This window comes from Metabacillus crassostreae, assembly GCF_016908395.1.
GTDB lineage: Bacteria > Bacillota > Bacilli > Bacillales > Bacillaceae > Metabacillus > Metabacillus crassostreae.
In genome coordinates, this window is the sequence record NZ_JAFBDU010000002.1 from 266355 (window position 1) to 290714 (window position 24360).

The window sequence follows — 24360 nt, forward strand, 5'->3', positions numbered from 1 at the left end:
ATATAGCATTAGTGTTGGTAATAAACAAAGTAGGGGTGTAGCATGGGTAAAAATATAAAAATTGATTCTCCAAAAATCGCAGGAGAATTAGAAAAAGGAAATTTCCAGGATATTTATTATGAAGAAGATCCACAATTAATGAATTGTATGGTTAGTAGTGCACAAGTTGATAATGAGGAAATTAATCGAGTAATCTTTTCAAAGGTTATTTTTAGAAATGTAACGTTTTTGAACTCTTCCTTTTTTAACATCGATATGACTGATGTTATATTTGAAAATTGTAATCTATCTAATGCACGGTTTTGTGATGGTATTATTCATAGAGTCACATTTAAGGATTGCAAGCTTGTTGGTTTGGATTTTTCAAATGCTAATTTGGGCAATGTTACTATTGATAATTGCGATCTTAACCTTAGTAGTTTTGCAGAAGCTCGTCTTAAACAAGTCGGATTTATTGAATCTTTATTAAGTCATACCAACTTTTATGATTGTAAACTGAACAAGGTGAGTCTAAAAAGCTGTGATCTTAATGAAGCTGATTTTACTGAAACTTCTCTAAAAGGAATTGATATTAGTACATGTTCATTTGAGCAACTAACTGTGTCATTTGAGAATTTAAATGGTTGTGAGGTTTCACCAAATCAAGCCATAGGATTTTCGAGATTGCTTGGGTTGAAGATTGTAGAATAATTAAAGTAGAGGTTATGTTTAATACATAAAAAGGAACCATCACTCATTAATGAGCAATGGTTCCTTTTTCAAGTTTTCAGATTTAGATTTTCTTAGAAAACACAAATTATATTTGATAATCCAAAACATGTGGATTTGCAACATCTGGTTTCTCTATATTAATACCTTTCGATTTTAACAGCTGCTCTAATGTTAAATGATTACTTTGTTCTGTATATTTCCCATTCCATTTAGCTTTATCAACTGTATCTCGAATGGAGCCCTTCATGCTCGCAAATAAAACAGTTATCTTCTTGTTATCACAAAACTCAATTAGATCCTCTAATGTATCAATTGATATTGTATCAACATCATTAACACCTGACATATCAATAATGAGCCATTTTACCTTTTTATACTTTTTAAGATAATACCTTATCTTTTCCTCAATATAGGAAATGTTCGCAAAATGGAGACTAGAATCAACTCTCAATATTAAGACTTCATCAGAAGTTATTGCTTCAGGATATCGTTCTACATTGCGAAATGTTTTTTCATTTTTCACGTAGCCCATTTGGACAATTGATGGGTGTGAACTTTTATTTACTAACAAAAACAAAGTAAATATTGCACCAATAATAATTCCCCACTGAATTCCTATAAATAAAGTAACAAGAAAAGTTGTAATCCAAATCCATCCTTCAAATCGTTTGACTTGAAAAAGATGCTTTAGCTCTTTTATATCGACTAATTTATAAACGGCAACTAAAATAATCGCAGCTAAAACAGCGTTTGGTAGATAATAAAAAGATGATGTGAAAAACAACAACGTTAAGATGACAAGGAATCCAGTTATAACTGAAGTGATTTGAGTGGCGCCACCTGATTGGTGATTAACAGCTGTTCTAGAAAAACTACCGTTTACCGGAAAAGATTGAAACCAAGATCCAATAATATTTGATAATCCCAATGCCACTAATTCCTGGTTTGGATTAATCTTATATTTTTCTTTTTTAGCTACTACTTTTCCTATTGCAAGCGACTCCATAAAGCCTAAAAGAGCAATTGTGATTGCCATAGGAAGTAAAAGTTGAATCAACTCTGTTGATATAGAAGGAAATAAAAATTGCGGGAAACCTCCTGGTACACTTCCTACAATCTTCACACCATTTTGATCTAAATTAAGTGATGAAACAAAAGCAATTGATATAATAACAATTAAAAGGGCACTAGGTAATTTTGGAGCAGCCTTTTTCATAACAACTAAGGAAATGATGCTTATTACGCCTATTACAAATGTAATAATATTAATCTCTTTTATTTCTTGAATGATTTCTATTAAAATAAGATGAATCTGTAGGTGGTTTCCAATTTCAATCCCAAATACGTGTTTAATTTGACTAAGACCAATTGTAATGGCAGCTGCTGATGTATAACCATTCATAACCGAGTGGGGAATGAATTTGACGATAAATCCTAATTTACTAAGACCTAACAGAAGCTGAATCATACCAACCATTAAAGCTAATAAAAGTACAAGCGATATATATGATTCTGCTCCTGGAGCTTCAATTGTGGATACTCCTGAAAAAACAAGTAATGATGTAATGGCCGTTGGTCCAATAGATAAATGTTTTGATGAAGCAAAAATTGCGTAAATAAATAAAGGCACTGTAGCAGCATATAACCCCATAACTGCTGGAAGTCCAGCAACCATTGCATAAGCCATTCCTTGAGGTATTAGCATAATAAATAAAGTGATTCCTGCTAATAAATCCCTTTTAAAAAGCACTTTATTATAAGTTAATAAAAAATCTAATCGTTTCCACTTAGGCAATAAAGTCTCTCTCCTTCCTCTGAAGGCTATTTCATTATTTAAATGTTTTCGTTCAATTTCACTTCACTACATTATTTATATTTAAACTCTTTATAAAGAAAATATTATACAACTTAAGTATAGATAAAGAAACAAATAAAATCCAACCCCTAAAAAAGCGAGATTGGATTCAATAACATTATATTTTATTTCCAAAAGAATTTCAGTTTAAGAACGTCCTTCATAAATTCATCAATTGATGCAAAGCTTCTCTGGTTATACCATCTTTGAACTGTTTCCATTAACCAAAAAGGGATTGCCTTTCCATCAATTTTGTCGTAATACGCATCATATCCTTTTCGCAAATGCTCCCAGCGATGGTCATCTCCACTTTTACAATATTCGGATACATCAATTACTTTTGCTCTTCCATTCTGTAGTAATATATTTTTCAAATGAATATCTCGTGGATTTAATTTTTGTTTTACTACATAATTCCTTGCATCTTCTACATCCTTGATCACTTGATAAGGAATATGAACTCCCTGTAGTAAGCAATCATAAAGAGTGATTCCTGATTCAAAGCTCAGAACTAAATATCGATCATAAGCTGCAAAACACGTTGGAAAGTATGGTGATTTCTTTAATTTATCATAGACTTTTGCTTCTAATTGAATTTTATCTTGTTTATCGTCTGCGAATAATTTAAACGCATAATTTGGTAAATTTATATATTGAAAAACAGCTGCATCTGTTCCAATACCAATGCATCTCAAATCATTTGTACTACCAGTAATTGTTACAGGCTTATTGCTCGGGTTGGACTTTATTTTTATTTCAGATAAAAGTTTATCAACGATTAACCATTGCTCTTCCATAATTTCCACCTATCCTCTTGGAGTACTATCGTTTAGAAAAATCTTACTTAAGTTTGTATATTATTTATATATGCTTCATCTAAGAAACTAGGTCCATCCAATGAAGCTGCTTGTTTTCCATTAATCTACAGCACCCAATCAGCTGTGCATTTGTTATTAGCCTACCCCTAAATACTGTAGGAACGCATCACATTTCCTATCCTATTTATAATAAAAAATGACCTTTACATTCAAGTAAAGGTCTAAAAAAACCTTTACCAATCCATAGAATTGGCAAAGGTCTCGCTAGCAATAAAATTGCCAACAAAGCCGGGGTGTTTTAACCCGTAATGACGACTTTGTTTAACAGCTACTCCCCTTTGGAGTAATCACGTTCATTCAGTTAAATTAATCTTAGCAAAGATCTAGTAAATGGTCAATTTATATCAACTACATAACTGATTCATTTATAAGCCAAAAACGGACAAAAGCTTTTGCCAAAAAGAAGTAGCCTCCGCTTGGCTTACTGTTGCACTAGAATTTCCTTCGTTACCCAAGGCATGAGCATTATCTTTATTACTTATTGAGGGTGTTTGATTAGTTGTTTCATTTGATTTATCCTTATCTTAACGTTAGAACTTGGATCTTGCTTGACTTCTTCCTTCTTTTGTCTTAATACAGTCACATTATATGTTTGTGTATTTCCATTCTCTGCTGCTACAGTAATTGAACTATCAGATGGTGAATTTTTTATAAAATAAGACTGCCCCATTACTAGGACAGCCTTATTTTATGGTAAGTACTTAATTTTTTCTTCGATTGATGTTCTATCTTTTGGAGTACTAATTTCTTCTGGGTAGCCTACTCCAAAAACTCCAATTACATCATATCCATCAGGAACACCGAGAATGTCACGGTTTTTCTGAGCATTTCCTACAGAAGACCAGAATGTACCGACTCCTTCTTCCCAAGCTATCAGATTAAAATTTTGTACAAAGCAAGCAGTAGCTAGGGCGTTCTCTGCCTTTTCAACTTCTGTACTACCATGCTTTGATAAAACTGCCATTACAACAGGAGCATTGAAAAAATTGGCTTTATGATTTAAAGCTGCTCTTGTCTCAGGCCCCACCAAATACACTTCCCAAGGCTCAGTCATTTTGTGATTTGGCGCCATAGTGCTTGCTTGTAGCCATTTACTAATTTGCTCCATAGAGATTGGATCAGCTTTGAAGCTTTTAATCGTTCGTCGTGAATAAATGATATCAGTGATAGTCAAGTCATGTTCCTCCTTAAAAATATAAAATCCTCATAATTGTAAATTGAACCCTATAAGTATTAAGGAGTTCAGTTTCACAATAAGAGAATGGTTTGTAACTAGGTTAAGATATTAGTTGTTAATTTGATTATAACAGGAAAATAAGTATAACCATATATTCTAGTTTAGCAATTTTCCTTTGACTAAGTTGCTCCCTGATTTTATTATTAGGTAGGGTTGTTTTGGAATTCTATTTATTTCAATAGGTTTTCCACATGACTTACTACTACATAAATCGAAACCTGAATTCTACAGAAGTTAATTTACTGGGCTTCTTTACTGAAAAATCTAACTGATACAACTCTTCTCTCTTCCCAAAATGATTTATAAATTCATTTTTTCGAATAATTAATTCTAATTGCTCACGATCAAAATGCACTTTTATTTTCTCAGCCCCTTCCAAAATCACTCCTGTAGAATCTTCAATGACCTTCATGACAGGTGTAATAAATCGTTCCACGATTGAAGTTGGGTTTTCTGTAAAATGAAATGTATCAAATAGAACCAGTTCTGGTGTATGACTTTTTTGCCATTGAAATTTCCTTACTAAATGTTGTAAACTTTTCATGTTATATGCTTTTTTAAGATCCATTTCAATCAAATCTTCTGCTTGACTGGAATAATCTATAATCGTTGCTTTGTGAGCGTACCCTTCAGCTTGAAATTGATTGTTGATGACTGGTACCGAATGTCCTTGAGATCCATTACATAAAAATGTATAACGTTTTTTGTTAAAATAATCCTCACAATACATTCCACTTCCTAAATCCATTAAAAAAGATTCTCCTTTTGCTTGTAAAATAAAATGACCAATATCATTATGATTATGTGGCTCATCATTATGTCCACCTTTACAAGCAAATACATACCCATCATGTCTTGAAATGAACCATTGTGAATCTTTAAGATAATACGTTTCGTTACGCCAAGGATTACCACTAATCTTATCATCTAACCAAAGTAAATTTCTAAAAGCTGGTGCCCATCTACTACAATGATCTTCACAATAAGATGAACGTAGCTCTACTTCAGGAGCTTCCATATCTGGAAAAATAGTTTTTAAATAATGACTAAGACCTAAGAATATAGCTCCTCTTTCTGTTGAGTCAGAAAAGTTTACAACCTGATTTTTATAGATAAAACATTTTTGCTGAAAAAGAGCTATTTGATGAACTTTTTGAATATGAAACAAGTTCATTTCACCAGATGTTTTTTTCTTGAGTAAATCTGCAAAATAGACAAAAAAACCAAAACCGTACTGCCAGTACCCATATCCCTCCATACAAGCACCATCATTGTTAAATCCTTTTAAGTAATATGAAATAGCTTTTAACACTTTCTCTAGAATTGAAGCTAATTGTTTATCATCCTTTATTAAATGTAATGCCGCTGATCCGATTGCGCCTGCACAGACCGCTGACCAATTATGAGTTGAGGTCTCCCAATCAAATGATTGTTTTTGGAAGGGAACAAGTACGCGACGAAATACCTCATTCACAACTCTTTTTTGAATGAGTGGATCAATGATATGCTCCGTTAATTTCAGTATTTCACTAAGTGTAAATGCGGTTTCAGCAGCAAACAAATCAATAGTGTAAAAAGGATCCTCCAAGTGCTGAAACTGTTCATTCAATTTTGTATCCATCTCAGGACTATTTTTTAAGTGGGCTGGTAAACACCATGTGTACTCATTGCAAATAGACCAAATGGCTTCATGAAGTTCCTTCAAATAAATAGGTTCATCCGGTTCTATCAACGTCATTAAAGCAAATGTATTTAAACGTCTTCTTTTTGCAAAGTAGCTTCTCTCATACGCAAGTCTTGATCCAGTTTCTCTAAAGATAGTAAACTCATAAAATGTGAGCTCTTGAAGGGGTGTTTCGAGTAGCTTTGTTGCATCATCTTTTATTTCAAGTAATAGAGATTGATAAACTATTTTCTCCTTTATTTCTTTAAACCAATTATCTTGTTCTTGCTTTGATGAAAATAAAAGAGAGAACTTGTTCTTTTTAATCAAATCATGTATTTGCTCATATTTTAAAAGCAAATAAATTTCACCTCACAATATAGAGAAGCATAATTATACTCCTCTATTTAAATTGGAATAAACACTGCTTCTTCATCGAAAAATTGAACAATGATTTTCCCCTTTTCTATTTCTACACTAGGAACTTCTCCCCAACTATCTTCATCAGTATTAGTTGCTCCATACACAGCATTAACTAGGAAATGGGTTCCTGGCATAATTCTCTTCTGAATCGTCGGAATAACAGTACGAGAATGCAGAATGTTTGTATTTGAATTCGGATAAACTAAGTCAGCTCTACCTCCACCATCAATACTTTTCATTCCGCTTGCTCCCGATGACATTTGAGCAAAACATTCAAGATTCATTTGATCCGTTTTTAATGCAGCTTCTCTCTTTTCACTTTCAATACCTAATGCAAAGCCACCATCAGCTGTATCTAGTGTTCTGCTTGTTTTTATACAATGTATTCGAATATGCCAAGGTGTGCCTGGCACAATCCATGTTTGCACCTCTACGTCATTCCAAGGCTTCCATTTCGTATAGATATAATTCTTTTCAACTTTAGTATCTTCACATTCTCTTTTCACTCGATAAATATTATCTCCTTCACTCAAAGCTAACATTGAATCAAATGCTCCTTGTGAAAGCCCCCATTCTGCTCGTGGTACACTAAAACCAAAAGTAGTAGAATAAACAAACTTTTCATATTTTGCTGAGGTGTGAGTATGTTCGTTTGTTGATAGATGTCCTGAATTGAAAGCAAGAACATGATCTTTGTTTTTATTTCTACAAATGATCATATGTGGTTCGTTCTGAATACTTTTTTCCATTAATAGAGGGAGGGGCTCCTCTTCTGCTTGCCAGAAGGGATGATCAGCATCAAGCGCTAAAGGTAAAAAAGATTTTAGAGCCCAATATGGTGAACCTGGTGAATTATAATTCTCAGCTACAATCAAATTAGGATAAGAATATCCTATTGTTAAAATGCCATTATCGTTAAAGATAGGTTGCTTAAACCACCATCTCAAGTTTCTAAGAATAATACCTTTCATTACTCCTAATGAAAAAGGCTCAATACCTGCATAAACTGCTGCTCCCCAAAATGAAGACATGGCAAATCGATACGTTAAGCTTCGACCATAAGGAACAGATGAGCCATCTGTTGAAAACCAATAAATAAACTCTTTTGCAAACACCTCTGCGCGCTCTTTATATTTTTTTGAACGGATAGGATCTTCTTTTTCCATAAACTTAGAATAGATAAGGCCATAAAAATGAAGAGCAAAAGGTACATAATAATCTGAATGACCCTCATTACCATCCGAATACCAGCCATTAGATACATAAAATTGATCAATTCTTTCTAGATTTTCTTCAACTTTACACCGATCATATTGTTGTCCGACATTTTTCAAACCTAAGTTAACAAGAACAGCAAAGAATAACCAATTACAATCATGTGCTTTACATTGATTAATTTGAGATAGCCATTTTGTTACATTTTCTTTTTCTTGTAGATTAAGAGGATCCCATATCTTGTTTGGAATTAGTAATAAAGATAAACCAAAAGCGGCCATTTCAACTATTTTTTGATCAAAGTGAGTTATTTCGCCCCAATATTCCTCATGATCAGGGTTTGTTCCATTCTTTATACCTTGCAGGTGCATTTTCCACATATCAAATTCTTTCTCTTCACAAGCAAGTAAGGGTGCTAACCCCCATAATAATCTTGAAAAGGCCTCAAATTCAGATGTGGAATCAGAGTATGCTGCACTTGTATTTCCCAGTTTTAACCTGGTAAACCCTTTACTATAATAAGATTTTAATGGATTAAAAATTTGTTTTAGTGCCTCGGATACATCTTCCCTAGATTTAAGAGGGTTTGTTTGAATCGACTCAATTTTAGTCAGCATGAAATCGTGGTCCCCTTTCAATTTAAATGCCAAAATAAACCTACAATCAGCTATCTTTAATCTAGTAGAACCAATTTCTACAAAAATCCTTATATTAAAAAGGACGTAATCAATTCCTCTTTAAACGCTTACAAAATAAAAGGTGAATTAATTCCTTACCGCTTTTCTCCTCTATATTCAATAGGAGTGACACCAACGTAGTTTTTAAACACTTTAATAAAGTAGCTCTGATTGTCATACCCTAATCTTTCACATATTTTCCCAACAGAATCTACAGTTTGTTCGAGTAATTCTTTTGCTCTGTTCATTTTGGCTCTTGTCACATATTCAACAAAAGTACCACCAACTTCTTTTTTGAAAAGTCTGCTAAAATAACTAGGATTCAAATAAAGAATGTTCGCAACTTCATCAAGTGTTATTTTCTTTTCTAAATTCACTTCAACATATTTACAAGCCTCGAGGACTTCTTTTCGTCTGGATTTTGAACTAGTACTGTTAACTGCAGACAGAAGCATTTCAAAATAATGAATTAACCAGGTTCTTAGCTCTATTAAAGAATCAATTCCAATCACTTCTTCATGAAGAACTTCATTTGATGTATTAGTACCAAAAAACTGTAAAGCCTTCATCTTAACCTTAAGATCAAGTAAAAGTTTAAGAATCCAGTCTTTCACAATTTCTGCTGAATATTCTTTTTCCTTAAAGATATCCATCCATTTACATATAAGTGGTCTAATCTCTGAAACATCTTTATTTAAAATAAGTTGTCTGATTTCATTTGAAGCCTTGTCATACCATTCAAATAAGCTTTCATTTGTTTTTGTTTCTAGTTCTTTTTTTTCTATTCTACATGTTTCCATATAAAATCGTTGATTCGAACTATCGAGCAAATGATGCAGTGATGTTTTAAAAGAATGATAGGAATCAAATGGTTTATCTACTATAAAAGAGAGGGAAATATTTAAAGAACTAAAAACGTTTCTCTGAATTTTCTCAAGACATTTTGTTGTTACTCCGTAACTATCTGACTTTAACGTTGAACTATATGGAAAGAACAAAAAAGATTCCTTCTCACTAAACGTAAAAGAAATGGCTATGTGATCATCATCATTTAATACTTCATTAATGACATTTTGGATCGAGAATAATAATGTATCTTCAGAATGATAAGATATCTTGGCAGAGCGATAATCTTGTATGAAGCATAGTACAGGAATAAACATTCTATTCGTTAAATCCAACCCATAGGATCGTGCTTCATCGTAAATACCTTTATTTTCAAAGCTACTTTGATCAATTGTTTTACGTAGAAAATCTCTTTTCATTGATTCTCTGTTTCGTTCAACAATACTCTTTAACTTGAATTCTTTTATTTTTTTCTGATCTTCTCTTTCTTTATTTTGCTTTAATTTTTTTAGTACTTCAGTTAAATCTTTCGGATTAAGTGTATCTTTTAAAAGATAATCTTGTACATTGAGCTTTAAAGCCTGATGTGCATAATCAAACTCATTGTGGCACGTTAACATGCAAACCTGTATATTAGGATTTATTTCTTTTAATCTCTTGGTTAATTCTAAACCATTCATTTTAGGCATACCGATATCAGTTATTAATATGTCTGGCATTTCATTTAAGGCATGGGTTAGAGCATTAGCTCCATTTTCATGAGTACTTTGAAGATTTAATCCTAATTGGTTCCAGTTGATTGTCTCAATTAATAGCTCTAGAACTGGATAATCATCATCTACTAGCATTACGTTATACATTCATCATTCAACCTCCCCTTAAAACAGACAGTACCACTTTTGTACCTTTTCCGACTTCACTATATACTTCCATATTGAATGCATCACCAAAAGTCATACACATTCTTTCATATACATTTGTTATACCAATACTTGAGAACCCCATCTTATTTTGCACATTACTAAAGCCTGCATCTCTAGTTAGTCTTTTTCGTAGATTTAATAGTGACTGTTCACTCATTCCCTCACCATTATCTTCAATAATAATGAAGAAATCATTCCTTTTTAAAAAGGCTTCTACAGTAATTTTTCCAGCACTTTGATTTAATCCATGGATAATAGAGTTTTCAATAATTGGTTGTAAAATAAAACGTGGTATCATTTCTAAATATGCAGTATCTGATACATTAACCTCAAATTGAACTGCTTCTCTTTGACGCATATTCATTAAACGTACATAATCTGTTACGATACCTACTTCATCTCTAAATGTGATCATGCCTTTGTCTTGATCAATGGTCATTCGTAACAATTTAGATAATGAGCTAATCATTTCAGCACTATCATAATCACCCTTTTTCATCACTTTCATTCGAATGGAATTTAATACATTAAATAAGAAATGTGGATTAATTTGAGCCTGAAGCATTGATAGCTCGGCTTTTCGTTTTCTTATTTGAGTTTCTGTAATTTCACTGATCATTTCATTTACTCGATCAAGCATTAAATTAAAAGAATTAGAGAGTTTACCTATTTCATCCTTATTTTGAACGTTAGAACGAACCTTTAAGTTACCACTTTGTACAGTTTCTGCCACATTACTTAAATGCACTAATGGCTTTGTGATTGTCTGTAATATATAGGCTAATAATAGGAAAAAGATAATAAATGAAATCAATTGAACAAGAAATACCTTTTGGAAAATTGAATTAATTTTAAAGATAGCTTGTTTGTATGGATTAACTGATACGAGCTTCCATCCCATATTCATTATTTGATGATCTGCATAAAGGAAATTCTCCTTCTGCGCAGTTATGATATTTGTAAAATTCGGATCTTGAATTTCCTTTATATAAGGAAATTTGTCCCCGATTTTTTCATTGTCTCGATGAGATAAAATTTTAAATGAAGAATCTACAAGCATCATTTCTTCTTTACCAGGCAAACTTTCAAATGCTTGCTTCACTTTATTCTCCATTATAGTTACAATGACATATCCATAGATTTTCAGATTAGAATCTCTTAAAGTTCTAGCAACTGAAATCTGATAAGGATTACTTTTTTGTTCCGATTTGAAAACTGTTGGCTGACTTCCGATCCAAACGGCTTCATATCCAAAAACTCCATCTAGTTCTTTAAACCAAGGTTCACTAAATAGGTTTTCTGGATTATAATCACTTACAGGATAATTGGTGTAGTGCTTTCCGTTTTTTAGAAGTATCGTTACATATGATTTTTCTCCAAGTAGTGTTACATTTTCAATCGTTTTAGACACTTTACTATACTCTACAAAGCTTTCATATGCTTCTTCTTGTTCTATAGTATGATCATTTATTTTGGCATTTTTCTTTAAAATAGTGTTAATTTCAGAATCAAGTTGAACAAAATTTGCAGCATATAACATATCCTCAAAGATTTTATTCAGGTATTCTCCTGCTAATTTCAATTCTCGATTAGCATTTGACAATGCCTGTTCCTTCATAGCATCCTTTGTTAAATAGTTATTAATAAAGAGCGTAATAATAGCAGGTATAACAATACAAATGATGGAAGTTAAAATAACTTTGTAGCGAAAAGAATGGGGTGGTAACTTCTTTTGTATCTGACTCCACATAACTTACCTCCTCATGTAAAGGATAAGATTTCGGGATTAACTATTTTCCCTCTACTTATTATCTTATCAAAAGTTACTGAAGAGAAGATTTTTTCTTGTGCCTTGTTTGGATACTATAAAGGAAACATGGCATTAAGTACTCTGTTCGTTTAAATTCATGCAATAATTTCAAAACAACTGATTATTTCCCTTTAATTTAGCTAGACCTTCAACAAAATAGTAATCTCCATAAATAAGCGGTACATCAATATTCTTCCCTTCAGGATAGTGACTAGTTCCACTGAGAATCAAGCCTTCTTCATTATGGTTATCCCAAGCACCATAGTTCTCGTAAAGGGATTTAAGTATTCTAGCACCAGCATTCCTATAAATTGCAGATTCTGTTGAATTTACTTGATCAGCCAATAACAGTAAACCTGATGCTGCAATTGCACCAGCTGAAGAATCACGATATTTGGTAATGTGATCAGGAAGCCTAAAATCCCAATATGGAACATAATCTTCTGGTAAATTGGCAATAAAGAAGTGTGAAACATTTTTTGCTGCTTGTAGATATTTATCATCCTTTGTATATTTAAAAAGTAATGAGAGACCATAAATTGCCCATCCTGCTCCTCTAGACCATGCTGAATCAGGACCAAAGCCTTGACCACCAATAGCTTCAACTCTTTCCCCAGTTTCAGGATCAAATCGAACAATATGATGTACAGAACCATCTTTTCGTATAAAATGATCTAAAACAGTTTCTCCATGCTTTTTAGCAACAATACTATATCTAGGATCTCCCGTTACATCTGTTGCCCAAAATAATAATGGTAGATTCATCAAGCAATCAATAATTGCCCAGCCTGAATTATTTTCACCTTCATACCATGGATTCCAAGCACGAATATAGTTTCCTGAAGCATTAAACCTACCCATTAATAAATTTGCTACTAATAGCCCTCGTCTTTTAGAGTCTTCTTCATTTAAAAGTTTATATCTTGCAACACTTGTTAACGTCCACATAAAGCCCATATCATGATCTAACTTATAATAATCTGTGATAACAGTATCCAATTTCTTTTCACATTGTTCCGCTAATTCTTTAAAGGAATCATTTTTTGTATCCTGATAAAGCAGCCAAAGTAATCCAGGCCAAAATCCTGCTGTCCACCATGAAGGAGCTTCCAATTGGTACGTCCCTTCAACACTTGCATGTGGAAAATTCGACCCTATTTTCTCACTCGTTCTTTCAACCTTAGTATTTACTTTCAGCCATGCTTCCTCAACCCATCCTAAACTGCTATTCATCATATCACCTTTCCTATTTTTCAGTTTTCATCAGACATAAAATAACGAAAAGAAAAAGGCGTCAGCTTTTGCTGCATCCATTTCCTTGCCTCCCAATTAAATAGGTTGGGAGGAAGGGAAATGGCATTTACGCCTAATACATATGCATTTATCAACAATTATTTATTATTATCAATAATTTCTTGTGCTCTCTCTTGTGTTGCCTTTAATGTTTGCTCAATTTCTTGTTCACCTAAAATTAATTTTTCATACTCTTCATTTACAACCTTGTATAGCTCTGCTTGATAAGGAACAGGCGGGATAATTTTAGACGATTTTGCTCCCTTTAATACGTTCACTAATGATTCTCGATCTACTTTTTCAGGTGTTACAGTATCTGCTAAGATTCCATCGATAATAGATCCTAGTTCTTCTTCACTAACACCATTCCAAGAAGGAATATTTTTCCCTTGAACAATTTGACCTTCAGAGGTGTACCAACGAATAAATGTATAAGCTTCCTTCTTATGCTTTGAGTTTGCAGCCACAGACATAAAATCTGTAGTTACAGGAGTATAGCCACCAGCATCTCCAGCTTCGTTCTTAGGGTATGGAGCTACAGCTACATTAAAGTCTAGTGGAAATTGTTCTGTTCCACCTAATTCTGTATTCATCCAGCTACCTATTAACACCATGCTTGCGTCCTGACCAAAAAACTGATTACGATAATGAAGCTTCTGTGAAATAATGTCTGTATATGGTGTTGCAGATTTATCTACCTTTTCCATTTGAACACGCATTTCTAATGTCTTCTTAAACAGGGGACTATCAAAATTAGATGTACCATCTGCTTTAATAAATTCGGTATTATCTTCTTCACTAGCAAGAGCCAATTTCATGAACTCCAACCAGCCTCCACCTTGTGGACCGTGGAAATATGTTCCATAATGATCATCAGTTGTAAGCTTTTTCGCATAATCCATATATTCATCCCAGGTCCAATCCGTTGGCACTTCTAGTCCTGCTTCGTCTAAATGAGTCTTATTTACTAATACATACCATGGATTGAATTTTCCCGGAAGAGCATAATAGTTATCATTAAGCTTTGTATCCACTTTATATTCTTCATTTAATGTATATCCTTCTTCTTCAATAAATTCATCTATTGGCGCTACCATGCCTAATGCAACACGCTGTGCGTAACTAGCAGGATCACTAAACATTAAAACATCTAGTTGTTCTCCAGAAGCTGCTGCCAAATCTAACTTTTGTGTTGCTTCTTGTGTATCTCCTTTTTCACTAAGAATGACAAGATCAACATCTATTTTTGGATACTCTTCCTCAAAAGCTGCAATTGTTTTTTCCCAATTATAGCTTGCTTCATTTCCGTGTGTATGGAACTTAATTGTAACTGCTTCATCAGATGCCTTATTATCCTTACTATCTTCTGTTCCAGAGGTATTTTCTCCTCCACCTGTACAACCTGCTAGCACCCCAACTAACATCGTAGAAGCAGCTATTGTAGACCAAAACTTCTTCTTCATCATATTTCTCCCCCTTATTAAGTTCTTCTATAATGAAAGCCCTTACACGAAAAAGTATAGCAAAGGCTTTAACCATTAATATAATAATTATTTTACTCATATCGGAAAATATTTGACTTTTCAAAATTACTTCCTGCTACATATTGTTTTTTATTACCCCTTTACTCCACCCAATGCTATTCCTTCAATTACTTGCTTTTGCCCGATCATAAATACAATCAGTAATGGTAGAATAGCAGAAACTGCTGCAGCCATAATTAATGAATAAAACTCTCCATTAATTGTTGTAAACTTTTGCATTGCCAGTTGAATTGTATAAAGAGCATCTGATCGTAAGAAAATTAAAGGGTTTTGATAATCATTCCAAGTCCAAATGAACCTTAAGATTGCATATGTTGCAACTGCAGGGCGCACGATAGGTAAAGCAATTGACCAAAAAATCCTCCAATGACCTGCACCATCAATTTTTGCAGCATCAATGTACTCGTTATGAATTCCCATAAAAAATTGTCGGAGCATAAAAGTTCCTAATACACTAAAGCTACCTAATAATATTAGCCCTAAGTGACTATCAAACAACCCAATATTTCGATAAAGAATAAATTGTGGAACTAAGCTAGCCTGTGGAGGAACCATATAAGTTGCTAAAACTATGATAAATAACCATTTACCTGTAGGAAATTTCACTTTAGAAAAACCATAAGCTGCTAAAGCTGAAACTGTACAAGAAACGACTGTCGTGAGTACTGCAACTTTAATTGAATTCCAGTAATAGAGATAAAAAGGAAACTCTCCAAACCAAACTTGATGATAATTATTAAAACCATTCCATCTCTCAGGTATCCATTGTATAGGGAACTTAAATACATCAGCTTCTATTTTAAAAGAAGTTGAAAGCATCCATACGAATGGTAATAAAAACAAAATACTAACTAAAAATACTACTATTGTAAATATGAGCTTTTGAATATTTAGTTTCTTACTCATAAGGTTCCCTCCTTTAATAATTAACCCATTTCTTTTGTCCAATCCATTGTAATATTGTGATTAAGAAGACAATAAAGAATAAGATAACTGCCATTGCAGATGAATATCCAATATCTAAATTAACGAAAGCTGTGTCATATAGGTGCCATACAAGCATGCTTGTTGAATGCAAAGGGCCACCTTTTGTTAAAACTGCGATTAAATCGAACACCTTAAATGTTGAAATAATACCTGTGATTAGTAAGAAAAATGACGTAGGAGAAACCATTGGGAAAGTAATATGACGAAACTTCACCCAAGAATTTGCTCCATCCATATCTGCTGCTTCATATAATTCTTTAGGAATCGATTGTAGACCAGCAATATAGATAATTAAATTAAAGCCAACCGAAATCCATATTTGAATTAACATAACAGATATTAATGCAAAATTCGGATCAGCAATCCATAATGGTGGGTTCTCAATACCTAATGACATTAATGTTTGATTAATTGGTCCTGAAGATGGATGAAACAATACTTGCCAAACAACCGCGATCGCAACAACACTTGATATATATGGCATAAAAAACGCAACTTTAAAGTAGCTTTTCATGTAAACGCTTTTATCTATAACCACAGCTAAAAACAAAGAAAATGCCATACAGATTGGTACTGTAAATAAGAAGATCCCATTATTTAATAATGATTTTACAAACACTTTATCTTCAATTAGATCTTTAAAATTACTAAACCCTACCCATTTTAATTGATCAATTCCTTGAATAAACTTCCAATCTGAAAAACTTAAAATAAATGTAGCAAAAATCGGCAGTAGAACTAATACAGAAACTCCAATAAGCATCGGAGATACAAATAGAAAACCCGCTAAATTTTCACTTCTTTCTGACTTTACTTTATTTCTATTGATTTTCACTTTTGAGGATGTAGTTATTTCTGGCTTCGAACTCATCTGATTTCACCTCTCTTTTAATATATCTTCATTATAAAAAAAGTAGAGTTTCAATACTTAACAGTATTTTGATAGATATTGCAATAATTTTTACCTCTTTATAAAAAGTATTAAAAATTTACAAATAACCTCAGCCCATTCTTAAATCAATTCTGGATAAATAACAAAGGCTGTTTTCGTAAACTTTTTTGCTTTTAATAACTACAAGTAAACAACACTGTATAAAGCATGGTGGCATCTTTTCTTCATAAATTAGTACCTATTTTGCTATAACAACAATGTTTTTACTACATAGATAGGACAATTAGCAACAATCATTCTGAAAAGAGCCATAACAAAAAAGAACACCGATATACTTGCTTTGTGAAAAATGGCAGATATATCGCTGTTTAAGAATTAATGAAACTATGAATTTATGCTAAGATTCATACTCGAAAAAATTGAGTATGATAAGTACATTAAAACAAAAGATATGCCACTACCAAAAAACAATAATGCTACTCCTGGAAAAATCAAACTTATTAACACACCTGTTCCAACTGCAAGAATCATTGTGAATGTACGAAATGGAAAAGAGGTACCTAAGAGAATAGCTGATTTATAATATTGAAGGATGGAGCCTTCGAGATGTACATACACCGGGAAAATATAAATAAGGACAATAACTAATATAAAAGTCATAATAACAAAGCAAGTTAAAAAAATGTAGTGAAGTATTCCTTGCATAGAATTAATTAAAACCAAATCAATATACATGAAACCTATGATACCTACCAATGTTCCAAACAGTAAATTTGCCTTTTTAAACTCAGTTTTATAAACATCCCAAAAGGTAGAAAAAATTGAGATGTTATGCTCTCCCATTATCCATTTGCGTACAATAGAAAATAAAGCTACAGTTGATGGAGCAATTCCAAACATGATAAAACCTACTAATGTAAAAAACATCCACAAGAGATTGATATAGGCAAATTTACTAATCCAATCACATATTCGTAAAACCCCTGAAGTCCAACCTGCTGATTCCAAAATGTTTCCCTCCTTCTAGCGGTTATTAACTTAATCATAATTTTTATGTTTTTACATAAATATCACTTTTTTTACTACTTTCAGAAAAATTTTTACTTCATTCATTTATTTGGCTTTAAACAAAATAAATAAAATAAAAGAGAGCATAGTACATAGAACTCATAAGTTAGATAGTGTTAGAGACTTTACCATTAAGTCGACCATTTCGTTGGAAACCAATCCTTCTTTATTATGTGTAGGTGTTAAACAAACAACTCTTCCCAAACCATAAGCATGAGTCCAGCCTGCAACAGTATTGCCTTTATCTGAAACTGCTCTAAGAAAAACATCTGTGTTGCTTTCATCACACGTAACAAAATAATGTTCATCAACAATCCTAAATTGGTTTCGTATGGTTGTTATTTTTCCTGTTGGTTGATAACTAACAAGCTCGTGTTCACTTGGATGAAAATCAAATTTCCCACGAACCATTTCATAATATTTTTCACATTTTTCATATGAAGATAATCCCGAATGCCAGGCAAGCCAACTGTCACCTCCGTGAACATAATGGCAAATTTCGTCCTCAAGTTCTTCACACATCCAAAATTTAGCCTTTTCTTCAGTTGGGTTTAGTCTATTTGCTTTTGATAGAACGACTACATTAGGTTGTTTCTGTAACTTTTCAGATAATTGATCTGTTTTTATATATTCTATTTCAACCTGTTCTCCTTCTTCTGTTAACTTTAATAAAGCCCCATTAAGAGCACTTGAAATGTTAACTTCCTGATGATAATAATCACCTACTAGTGCAATAATTTTTTTCATCATAACCCTCCAGAATCATTTTGAATATTTAAATCACCTACTATCTTTTATTCAAAGTAGAGAAAATGTCTAAACAAAAAAAGACTAACTCAAAAGGTAATAAACCTTTTCCCTACACACTCTTTATAGGTATATACACTATAATCTGTTTCGTAGGGAAAAACCTAAAGAGCCAGCCTCTTTAACATTTTTAAAAATTAACCTAGGGTAAAAGAATAGTAAGATTCTCCAAGTTAAAACAACTTACTCATTTTTTTCAATTAAACCTTCGACAGCATTCTGCAGGGAAACTCTTGCAGCAACTACTTTATCTGTTGTAGTTTGTGGATTCTTTAGTACCGATTTTGCTTTCATTAGTGCTTTATGGAAGTCTTTCCAACTGTCTTTTGTATAGCTTTTATGATTTTTCTTAACATGATCATCGTATAGCTTTTGTAATGTCTCTTTATTTACTTCTACTTTGTTTTTTCCATTAATAACATCAATACCATCTAAAACAAATGTTCCACCTTTAATTACCACTTTAGCTGTATGCTTCTTATCTTTAAATCCTCGTATATGATAAGATGTTTGCCTATCACCTTTAGCGTATATCCTAAAGTTCTCATCAACTAATTGATCATCAACATACACATCAATTAAGGCATCAGGAGTGGCACCAAATAAGTTGAATCCTGATCCTTCAAATTCAAAAACCATCATACTACTACTAGGATTATCTGTATTAGGTTTGCTATAGATATTTACTCCACGATAATCCATGAATGTTTCTAGCTTTTCATTATCTTTTAGTGAAACTTTAAGAGTGTGTGGTTTTTCTTCAAGACCTCGTACAGAGTATCTTACACCCGTACTTGAATCTACCCCAAAATTCCCCACATCAACTCCATCAAGCTCAAAATTATAGAGTGTTTTTTCTTCATTCCCAGCTAGATAATCTATACCTGAACCAGTAAAGTTTATTAAAAGATATGGATCATCATTAAAATTAGCCCATGCATTTGTATTATTGGAACCCCAAGAAGCATTTTTTCTAAATGCGTAAACTGTGTTTTCTTCGTTTCCAACAAGCGACTCATCAGAAATTTTAACAATATCATTAGCACCTAATTTTTTAACAGCTAAAATAGGATCAGTGGTTTCAATTTCTGCTTTACTAAAGCTGATATACTTTTCTTTTGCAACCACTTTAAGTGTATGTTCTTTGTCTTCAAGATTTTTTGAAGACCATACAATCTGGTTTATTTGACTATTATTAAGATAATTCGCTTCACCGACTAATTTTCCATCTAAATATACATCGCCTGTACCATTTGAAGGATTTGTGACACCGAACAACCTAATTTCGGTTCCCTTAAATTTGATCTCAAAAGAACCTCCTACAGAGCTCCAAGCATTTGAACTATTGGAAGACCAGTTGCCCGAATAAAATACTTTATTTAATGTCCCTTGCGTTGTTGCAGAATCACCATGAGCTACCGTTACTCCGTTCCAAACAGGTATATCTGTTGCTGCTGTCATTTGAGTGCGGTTAAAGTGTGCATAACCCACTTGTGTATAATTCCATTTACCAATGTAGCTAATTGGATTAAATAAGTTAGTATTGTTTTGAGCTTCTTCTTCAGTTTTGTATAGATTTCCTTGTGCACTATCTATCTTCTCTGACTCATAGGTATATCCCTTAATTGGATCTACACGTAAATTATCAATAAGCGTTTCATAGTATCCAGATCCGAGGACAACTCTTCCAGACATTACTGTTGAATCTTCATCTGTATACTGATCAATCTCTTTTCCATCAAGGTAAAGTGTGAACACATTTTCCTTTGCTTCAAGAGCTAAATTATGCCAAAGCTTGTTATCGAATTGACCAATATCTCCGCTCTTTACAACTTTACCCAATTTAAGAATTTCGTACTTGCCATCTGAATACACTCGGGCATTATATGGTGCATGTGAATCTAAACCACCGGCTTTCATTTGTCGTACTCCAATTAAAGCATAATTGCTTCTTCCCTCTACTTCTGGAGTATGAGTGTCTAATAAAAAGTCATAAGAAACCTTATAATTCACCCATCGATGATCACCAAGTGTTGTATTTGGATTACTAGTTGATTCTGAGCCATCTTTCCCACCCCATACAGACCATTCTGATGCGATAATATCAGGATTTATTTTCTGCTGTAGCATATTTCCATGCTTTTTGGCATCAGGAATCGTTAACTCAATACGTTCTACACTTCCACTAGAAGCAGGCTTAGTCGCTTTTTTCACAACTTCAAAAGCACCTATTTGGTCAGTTGTATAACGTGGAGTTCCTCCTCTTCTTTCAACATAATCTCTCCCTTTTTCATCATCTCGATATTGTTTATATTCAAAATCATCTTTATAAGGTAAAGGTAGAATTTTGTCTTCAGATAAATCCACTGGCTGTGATTCATATTCAAAGCCTTCTACTTCTGACTCTTTATCTAATGTAGAAATCGTTACAATTGAGTAAGGTTTCACTTCAATTTCATATTCTCCATTTTGCGGTGATATAACGTTAATGTTTTTAAACCAATTTGCATCATAAGCTTGTCCTTCATCTGCACCACGTGTTTCCCATACATAGATTGGTGCATTTTCTTTGCCATTTAAGTTTTTTGTATTTATTTTATATTTTCTAGTATTCTTTGTATTATTTGCAAAAACAGTTGTATAGTCATCTGTTTCTGGATCTTTTAATGTCAGGTAGTTATGAGTACTTGTATCCACATCAACACCACCATCAAAGAAATTCCCATCACTGTATGTTGCATCTTTTACATACATCCAGCGCTCATTTTCGGGTGTGGTGTGATCATCATATCCAACAAAATTCATCACATGACGCACACCTTGCACTCCACCATCTACTTCATAAAAACCAGACCACGGATCAAAGGCACTAATTAAATGCTTCGGATTGTAGGCTGATCCTTCATAAAAGGCTGCAACTGATGGCTGGAAATCAAATGAAACAGCATTAAGTGGATTACTTGCTGCACCTGTCCATGAATAAACAGAAATGATACGTGAGGTAACATCAATAATTCCTGCTTTACCTCCAAGTCCTTGATAATTTGGCTCCATATTTTCGCGATAACGTGCATTGATCATCGGTGCAATACCTTCTGATACCCAAACTTCTTTAGGCTTTTTACCTACTTCTATTAATTTGTTTTGTAATTCGGTAAGCTCATTTGAACCAGTGAGCCCATAATGAGAGCTAATAACATCAATTTCATCCATTAAATCTGGATGATCAAGCAAAGTCCTACTTATTGTTTTTGTATCTCGATACCCATCAGAAGCAACTAGTTTAATATCTTTATAGTCTGTTTCATAATTTGGTTCTTTTTTAATAGAAGTAGTAAAATATTTAAGCCAATCAAGTTCATTTTTACCATTGTTTTGTGCTCTTTCATTCTGAGAAATCCCAATGTAATCTAGTTTAAATCCATATTCATCTTTTACCGCGTCCATTGTCTTTTTGTACCATTGATATCTATTTTCATAATCATTGGTAGCAGCACCCGTCCATGTAAACCTAGGTTCACCCCAACGCAAAATCTCAGTCGTGATATCAGGGTTAATTGATTTTGCATCAGCTGCAAACTGGAACCCAGCTCCTCTTAATACATTTGCTGGCTCATCAACATAACGCATTGTTGCCGGCTCAGTTCCAGAAGAGGAATTCACATCAGCTCCTAATTCTACTTTCACATGTGTTAAACCAGCTCCTGTATCTTTATTAAATAATAGATTCATAATCTCCCAATATTTTTTGGGATGTTCTTCCTTATAATCTAACATCAAGCGAGACGTATTATTTGCTGTAACTGTTCCAAAACCTTTAAATCTGTTATATTCATCTACATTTTCCCCATCAATTGTAATGTTTTTTGTGATTACTTCAGCTTTAGATTCTTTTGGACTTACTGTAATAACTGACCCAACTAATAAAGTAGTAATTGCCACTGAACCGATTAGTTTCTTCATTTTCTTTTTACTGAGCATTATTTTACCATCCCCTCACTTTGATTATTCAATTAACTAAATCAAATACTAAAAATGGAAAAACTAGTGTTTCATTATTGCTTTTTCTAATGATTACCTCACCTCCTTTACAGAATTAAGATATATTAACTACCTCAGGTTTATCGTTTTAGAAAGCTATTGACTATTCGTTTGATTTTTTAAATTTTGTAGAAACTAGAAGTAATATTTGTCTATTAATATTTCACGAAGAAAATACAAGGTGAATTTCGGAAGTGATGTCATTATAATAAAAATGGTAGCGTTTACATTATTTCATATAATTTCTTTCTCTCTATACTATTTTATTGACTAAATATGCTAATTTTTTTACATCTTCAGTTGTTAATTCTTCTAAGGCATATAAAAAGCTTTAATCCCAATCGAGGAACTAAAGCTTCTCATATTATGAAGATTCAAGAGGCATTTGAAAACTAATAGTATAGTTTTCTTGCAAATACTTTAAAACCTTCAACTCATTAATTAAAGTACCTTCTCCAACCATCTAAGAGCAAGATGCGGCCAAATTGCAATACCTTCATCAGGCTGACGTTGCGAAAAATTCTTTACCCCTTGAATAATAGAATCTTTTAAACTCATTTCTTTTGAAATTTCTTCTATGTTTTTTAAGGAAGGAGGTAGTTCAATGTTATTTTTAACACAGAACTCTATTGTTTCTATATATTGCTGCAGGGTGTAGTATCCATTATAATTCCCAGATGCCCAATCTTTGTTTGCTAAAGACAAACCATGCTCGCCATTACCAAACACATGAAGCTCAAATGATACGCCCTGTGCTTTACATGCATCAGCAAATAAATAGCTATTTTCTACAGGTACATGTTGGTCTGTAGCTGTATGCCAAAGAAATGTTGGAGGTGTATGTTCTGACACATGTTTTTCTAATGACATGTATTCTAATTCTTCCTTTGTTGTATCTTCGCCTAATAAAGCTAAAAAAGAATCTTTATGTACAAATGAGGTAGATGAAATAACTGGGTAGGATAAGATCACAGCATCTGGTCGATTACTGATATTTTCATATTCACCGCCGATTTTTAGTTCCTTTGCATCATAATGGGCAGCAAGGCTAGCACTTAAATGGCCACCAGCTGAAAACCCACATACTGTTAATTTATCTGGTATGATTTTAAATATTTCCGCATTTTTGCGAAGAAACATAACTGCTTTGGATAAGTCCATTAAAGGTTGGAGCTTTAATGGACTTTGCTCTAGCAAATTTGTCGTATATGTTACTACAAAAGAATTAAATCCTTCGTTATAAAACTTCTTAGCCACAAGTTCTCCTTCAGCTGGAGACACTCTTTTATAACCTCCACCAGGAACGACTACCATTGCTGGTCTTGTCTTCTCATCTTCATCGTGGATATAAGTGACAATATTCGGTAAAAAACATCCAGTGGCAGGGTATGAATAGTTCGTTTTTGTCCATAGGTGATACGTATTAGTAAGCAAATTAATCCTCCTTTTATCTACGGAAAACTTGTTCACAATGAGAAAAGATTACCTTC

The 24360-nt window shown here is 33.1% G+C and carries 17 protein-coding genes; 1 reads left to right on the forward strand and 16 read right to left on the reverse strand.

Annotation, left to right across the window (positions count from 1 at the left end; genetic code table 11):
* Positions 1-42: 42 nt before the first annotated feature.
* On the forward strand, positions 43-690 hold the full coding sequence (locus tag JOC75_RS09125; RefSeq protein WP_204953754.1) for a pentapeptide repeat-containing protein: 648 nt from the start codon (positions 43-45) through the stop codon (positions 688-690).
* A gap of 106 nt (positions 691-796) precedes the next feature.
* On the opposite strand, the gene JOC75_RS09130 is transcribed toward JOC75_RS09125, so the two are convergent.
* From JOC75_RS09130 to JOC75_RS09205, 16 genes are all read right to left on the reverse strand, one after another.
* Positions 797-2506: a SulP family inorganic anion transporter gene (locus JOC75_RS09130; RefSeq protein WP_204953755.1), complete on the reverse strand. Its 1710-nt coding sequence runs from the start codon at positions 2504-2506 to the stop codon at positions 797-799.
* A gap of 185 nt (positions 2507-2691) precedes the next feature.
* A complete protein-coding gene (locus JOC75_RS09135) occupies positions 2692-3363 on the reverse strand; it encodes a serine/threonine protein kinase (protein ID WP_204953756.1) in 672 nt (223 codons plus the stop codon).
* Positions 3364-3922: 559 nt separating this feature from the next.
* Positions 3923-4114 (reverse strand): hypothetical protein, encoded by a 192-nt coding sequence (locus JOC75_RS09140; protein ID WP_204953757.1) that lies wholly within the window; start codon positions 4112-4114, stop codon positions 3923-3925.
* 18 nt (positions 4115-4132) lie between these two features.
* Complete coding sequence (locus JOC75_RS09145; RefSeq protein ID WP_204953758.1) at positions 4133-4618, reverse strand: nitroreductase family protein; 486 nt, start codon at positions 4616-4618, stop codon at positions 4133-4135.
* Between the two features lie 265 nt (positions 4619-4883).
* On the reverse strand, positions 4884-6704 hold the full coding sequence (locus tag JOC75_RS09150) for a heparinase II/III family protein (RefSeq protein ID WP_204953759.1): 1821 nt from the start codon (positions 6702-6704) through the stop codon (positions 4884-4886).
* 47 nt (positions 6705-6751) lie between these two features.
* Complete coding sequence (locus JOC75_RS09155) at positions 6752-8599, reverse strand: DUF2264 domain-containing protein (RefSeq protein WP_204953760.1); 1848 nt, start codon at positions 8597-8599, stop codon at positions 6752-6754.
* A 155-nt stretch (positions 8600-8754) separates the two neighbouring features.
* Positions 8755-10365: a response regulator transcription factor gene (locus JOC75_RS09160; RefSeq protein WP_204953761.1), complete on the reverse strand. Its 1611-nt coding sequence runs from the start codon at positions 10363-10365 to the stop codon at positions 8755-8757.
* Between the two features lie 7 nt (positions 10366-10372).
* Entirely contained in the window at positions 10373-12178 is a 1806-nt protein-coding gene (locus JOC75_RS09165) for a sensor histidine kinase (protein WP_204953762.1), read from the reverse strand.
* 168 nt (positions 12179-12346) lie between these two features.
* A complete protein-coding gene (locus tag JOC75_RS09170; RefSeq protein WP_204953763.1) occupies positions 12347-13471 on the reverse strand; it encodes a glycoside hydrolase family 88 protein in 1125 nt (374 codons plus the stop codon).
* A 158-nt stretch (positions 13472-13629) separates the two neighbouring features.
* A complete protein-coding gene (locus tag JOC75_RS09175; RefSeq protein ID WP_420828019.1) occupies positions 13630-14997 on the reverse strand; it encodes an ABC transporter substrate-binding protein in 1368 nt (455 codons plus the stop codon).
* 150 nt (positions 14998-15147) lie between these two features.
* Entirely contained in the window at positions 15148-15981 is an 834-nt protein-coding gene (locus JOC75_RS09180; RefSeq protein ID WP_204953765.1) for a carbohydrate ABC transporter permease, read from the reverse strand.
* A 13-nt stretch (positions 15982-15994) separates the two neighbouring features.
* A complete protein-coding gene (locus JOC75_RS09185) occupies positions 15995-16933 on the reverse strand; it encodes a carbohydrate ABC transporter permease (RefSeq protein ID WP_204953766.1) in 939 nt (312 codons plus the stop codon).
* Positions 16934-17338: 405 nt separating this feature from the next.
* On the reverse strand, positions 17339-17962 hold the full coding sequence (locus tag JOC75_RS09190) for a YesL family protein (protein WP_204953767.1): 624 nt from the start codon (positions 17960-17962) through the stop codon (positions 17339-17341).
* 159 nt (positions 17963-18121) lie between these two features.
* Positions 18122-18769, reverse strand: a complete 648-nt coding sequence (locus JOC75_RS09195; protein ID WP_204953768.1) for a ThuA domain-containing protein — start codon at positions 18767-18769, stop codon at positions 18122-18124.
* Between the two features lie 243 nt (positions 18770-19012).
* Complete coding sequence (locus tag JOC75_RS09200) at positions 19013-22810, reverse strand: S-layer protein (RefSeq protein WP_239589383.1); 3798 nt, start codon at positions 22808-22810, stop codon at positions 19013-19015.
* A gap of 501 nt (positions 22811-23311) precedes the next feature.
* Positions 23312-24304 (reverse strand): alpha/beta hydrolase, encoded by a 993-nt coding sequence (locus JOC75_RS09205; protein ID WP_204953769.1) that lies wholly within the window; start codon positions 24302-24304, stop codon positions 23312-23314.
* Between the last annotated feature and the right edge of the window lie 56 nt (positions 24305-24360).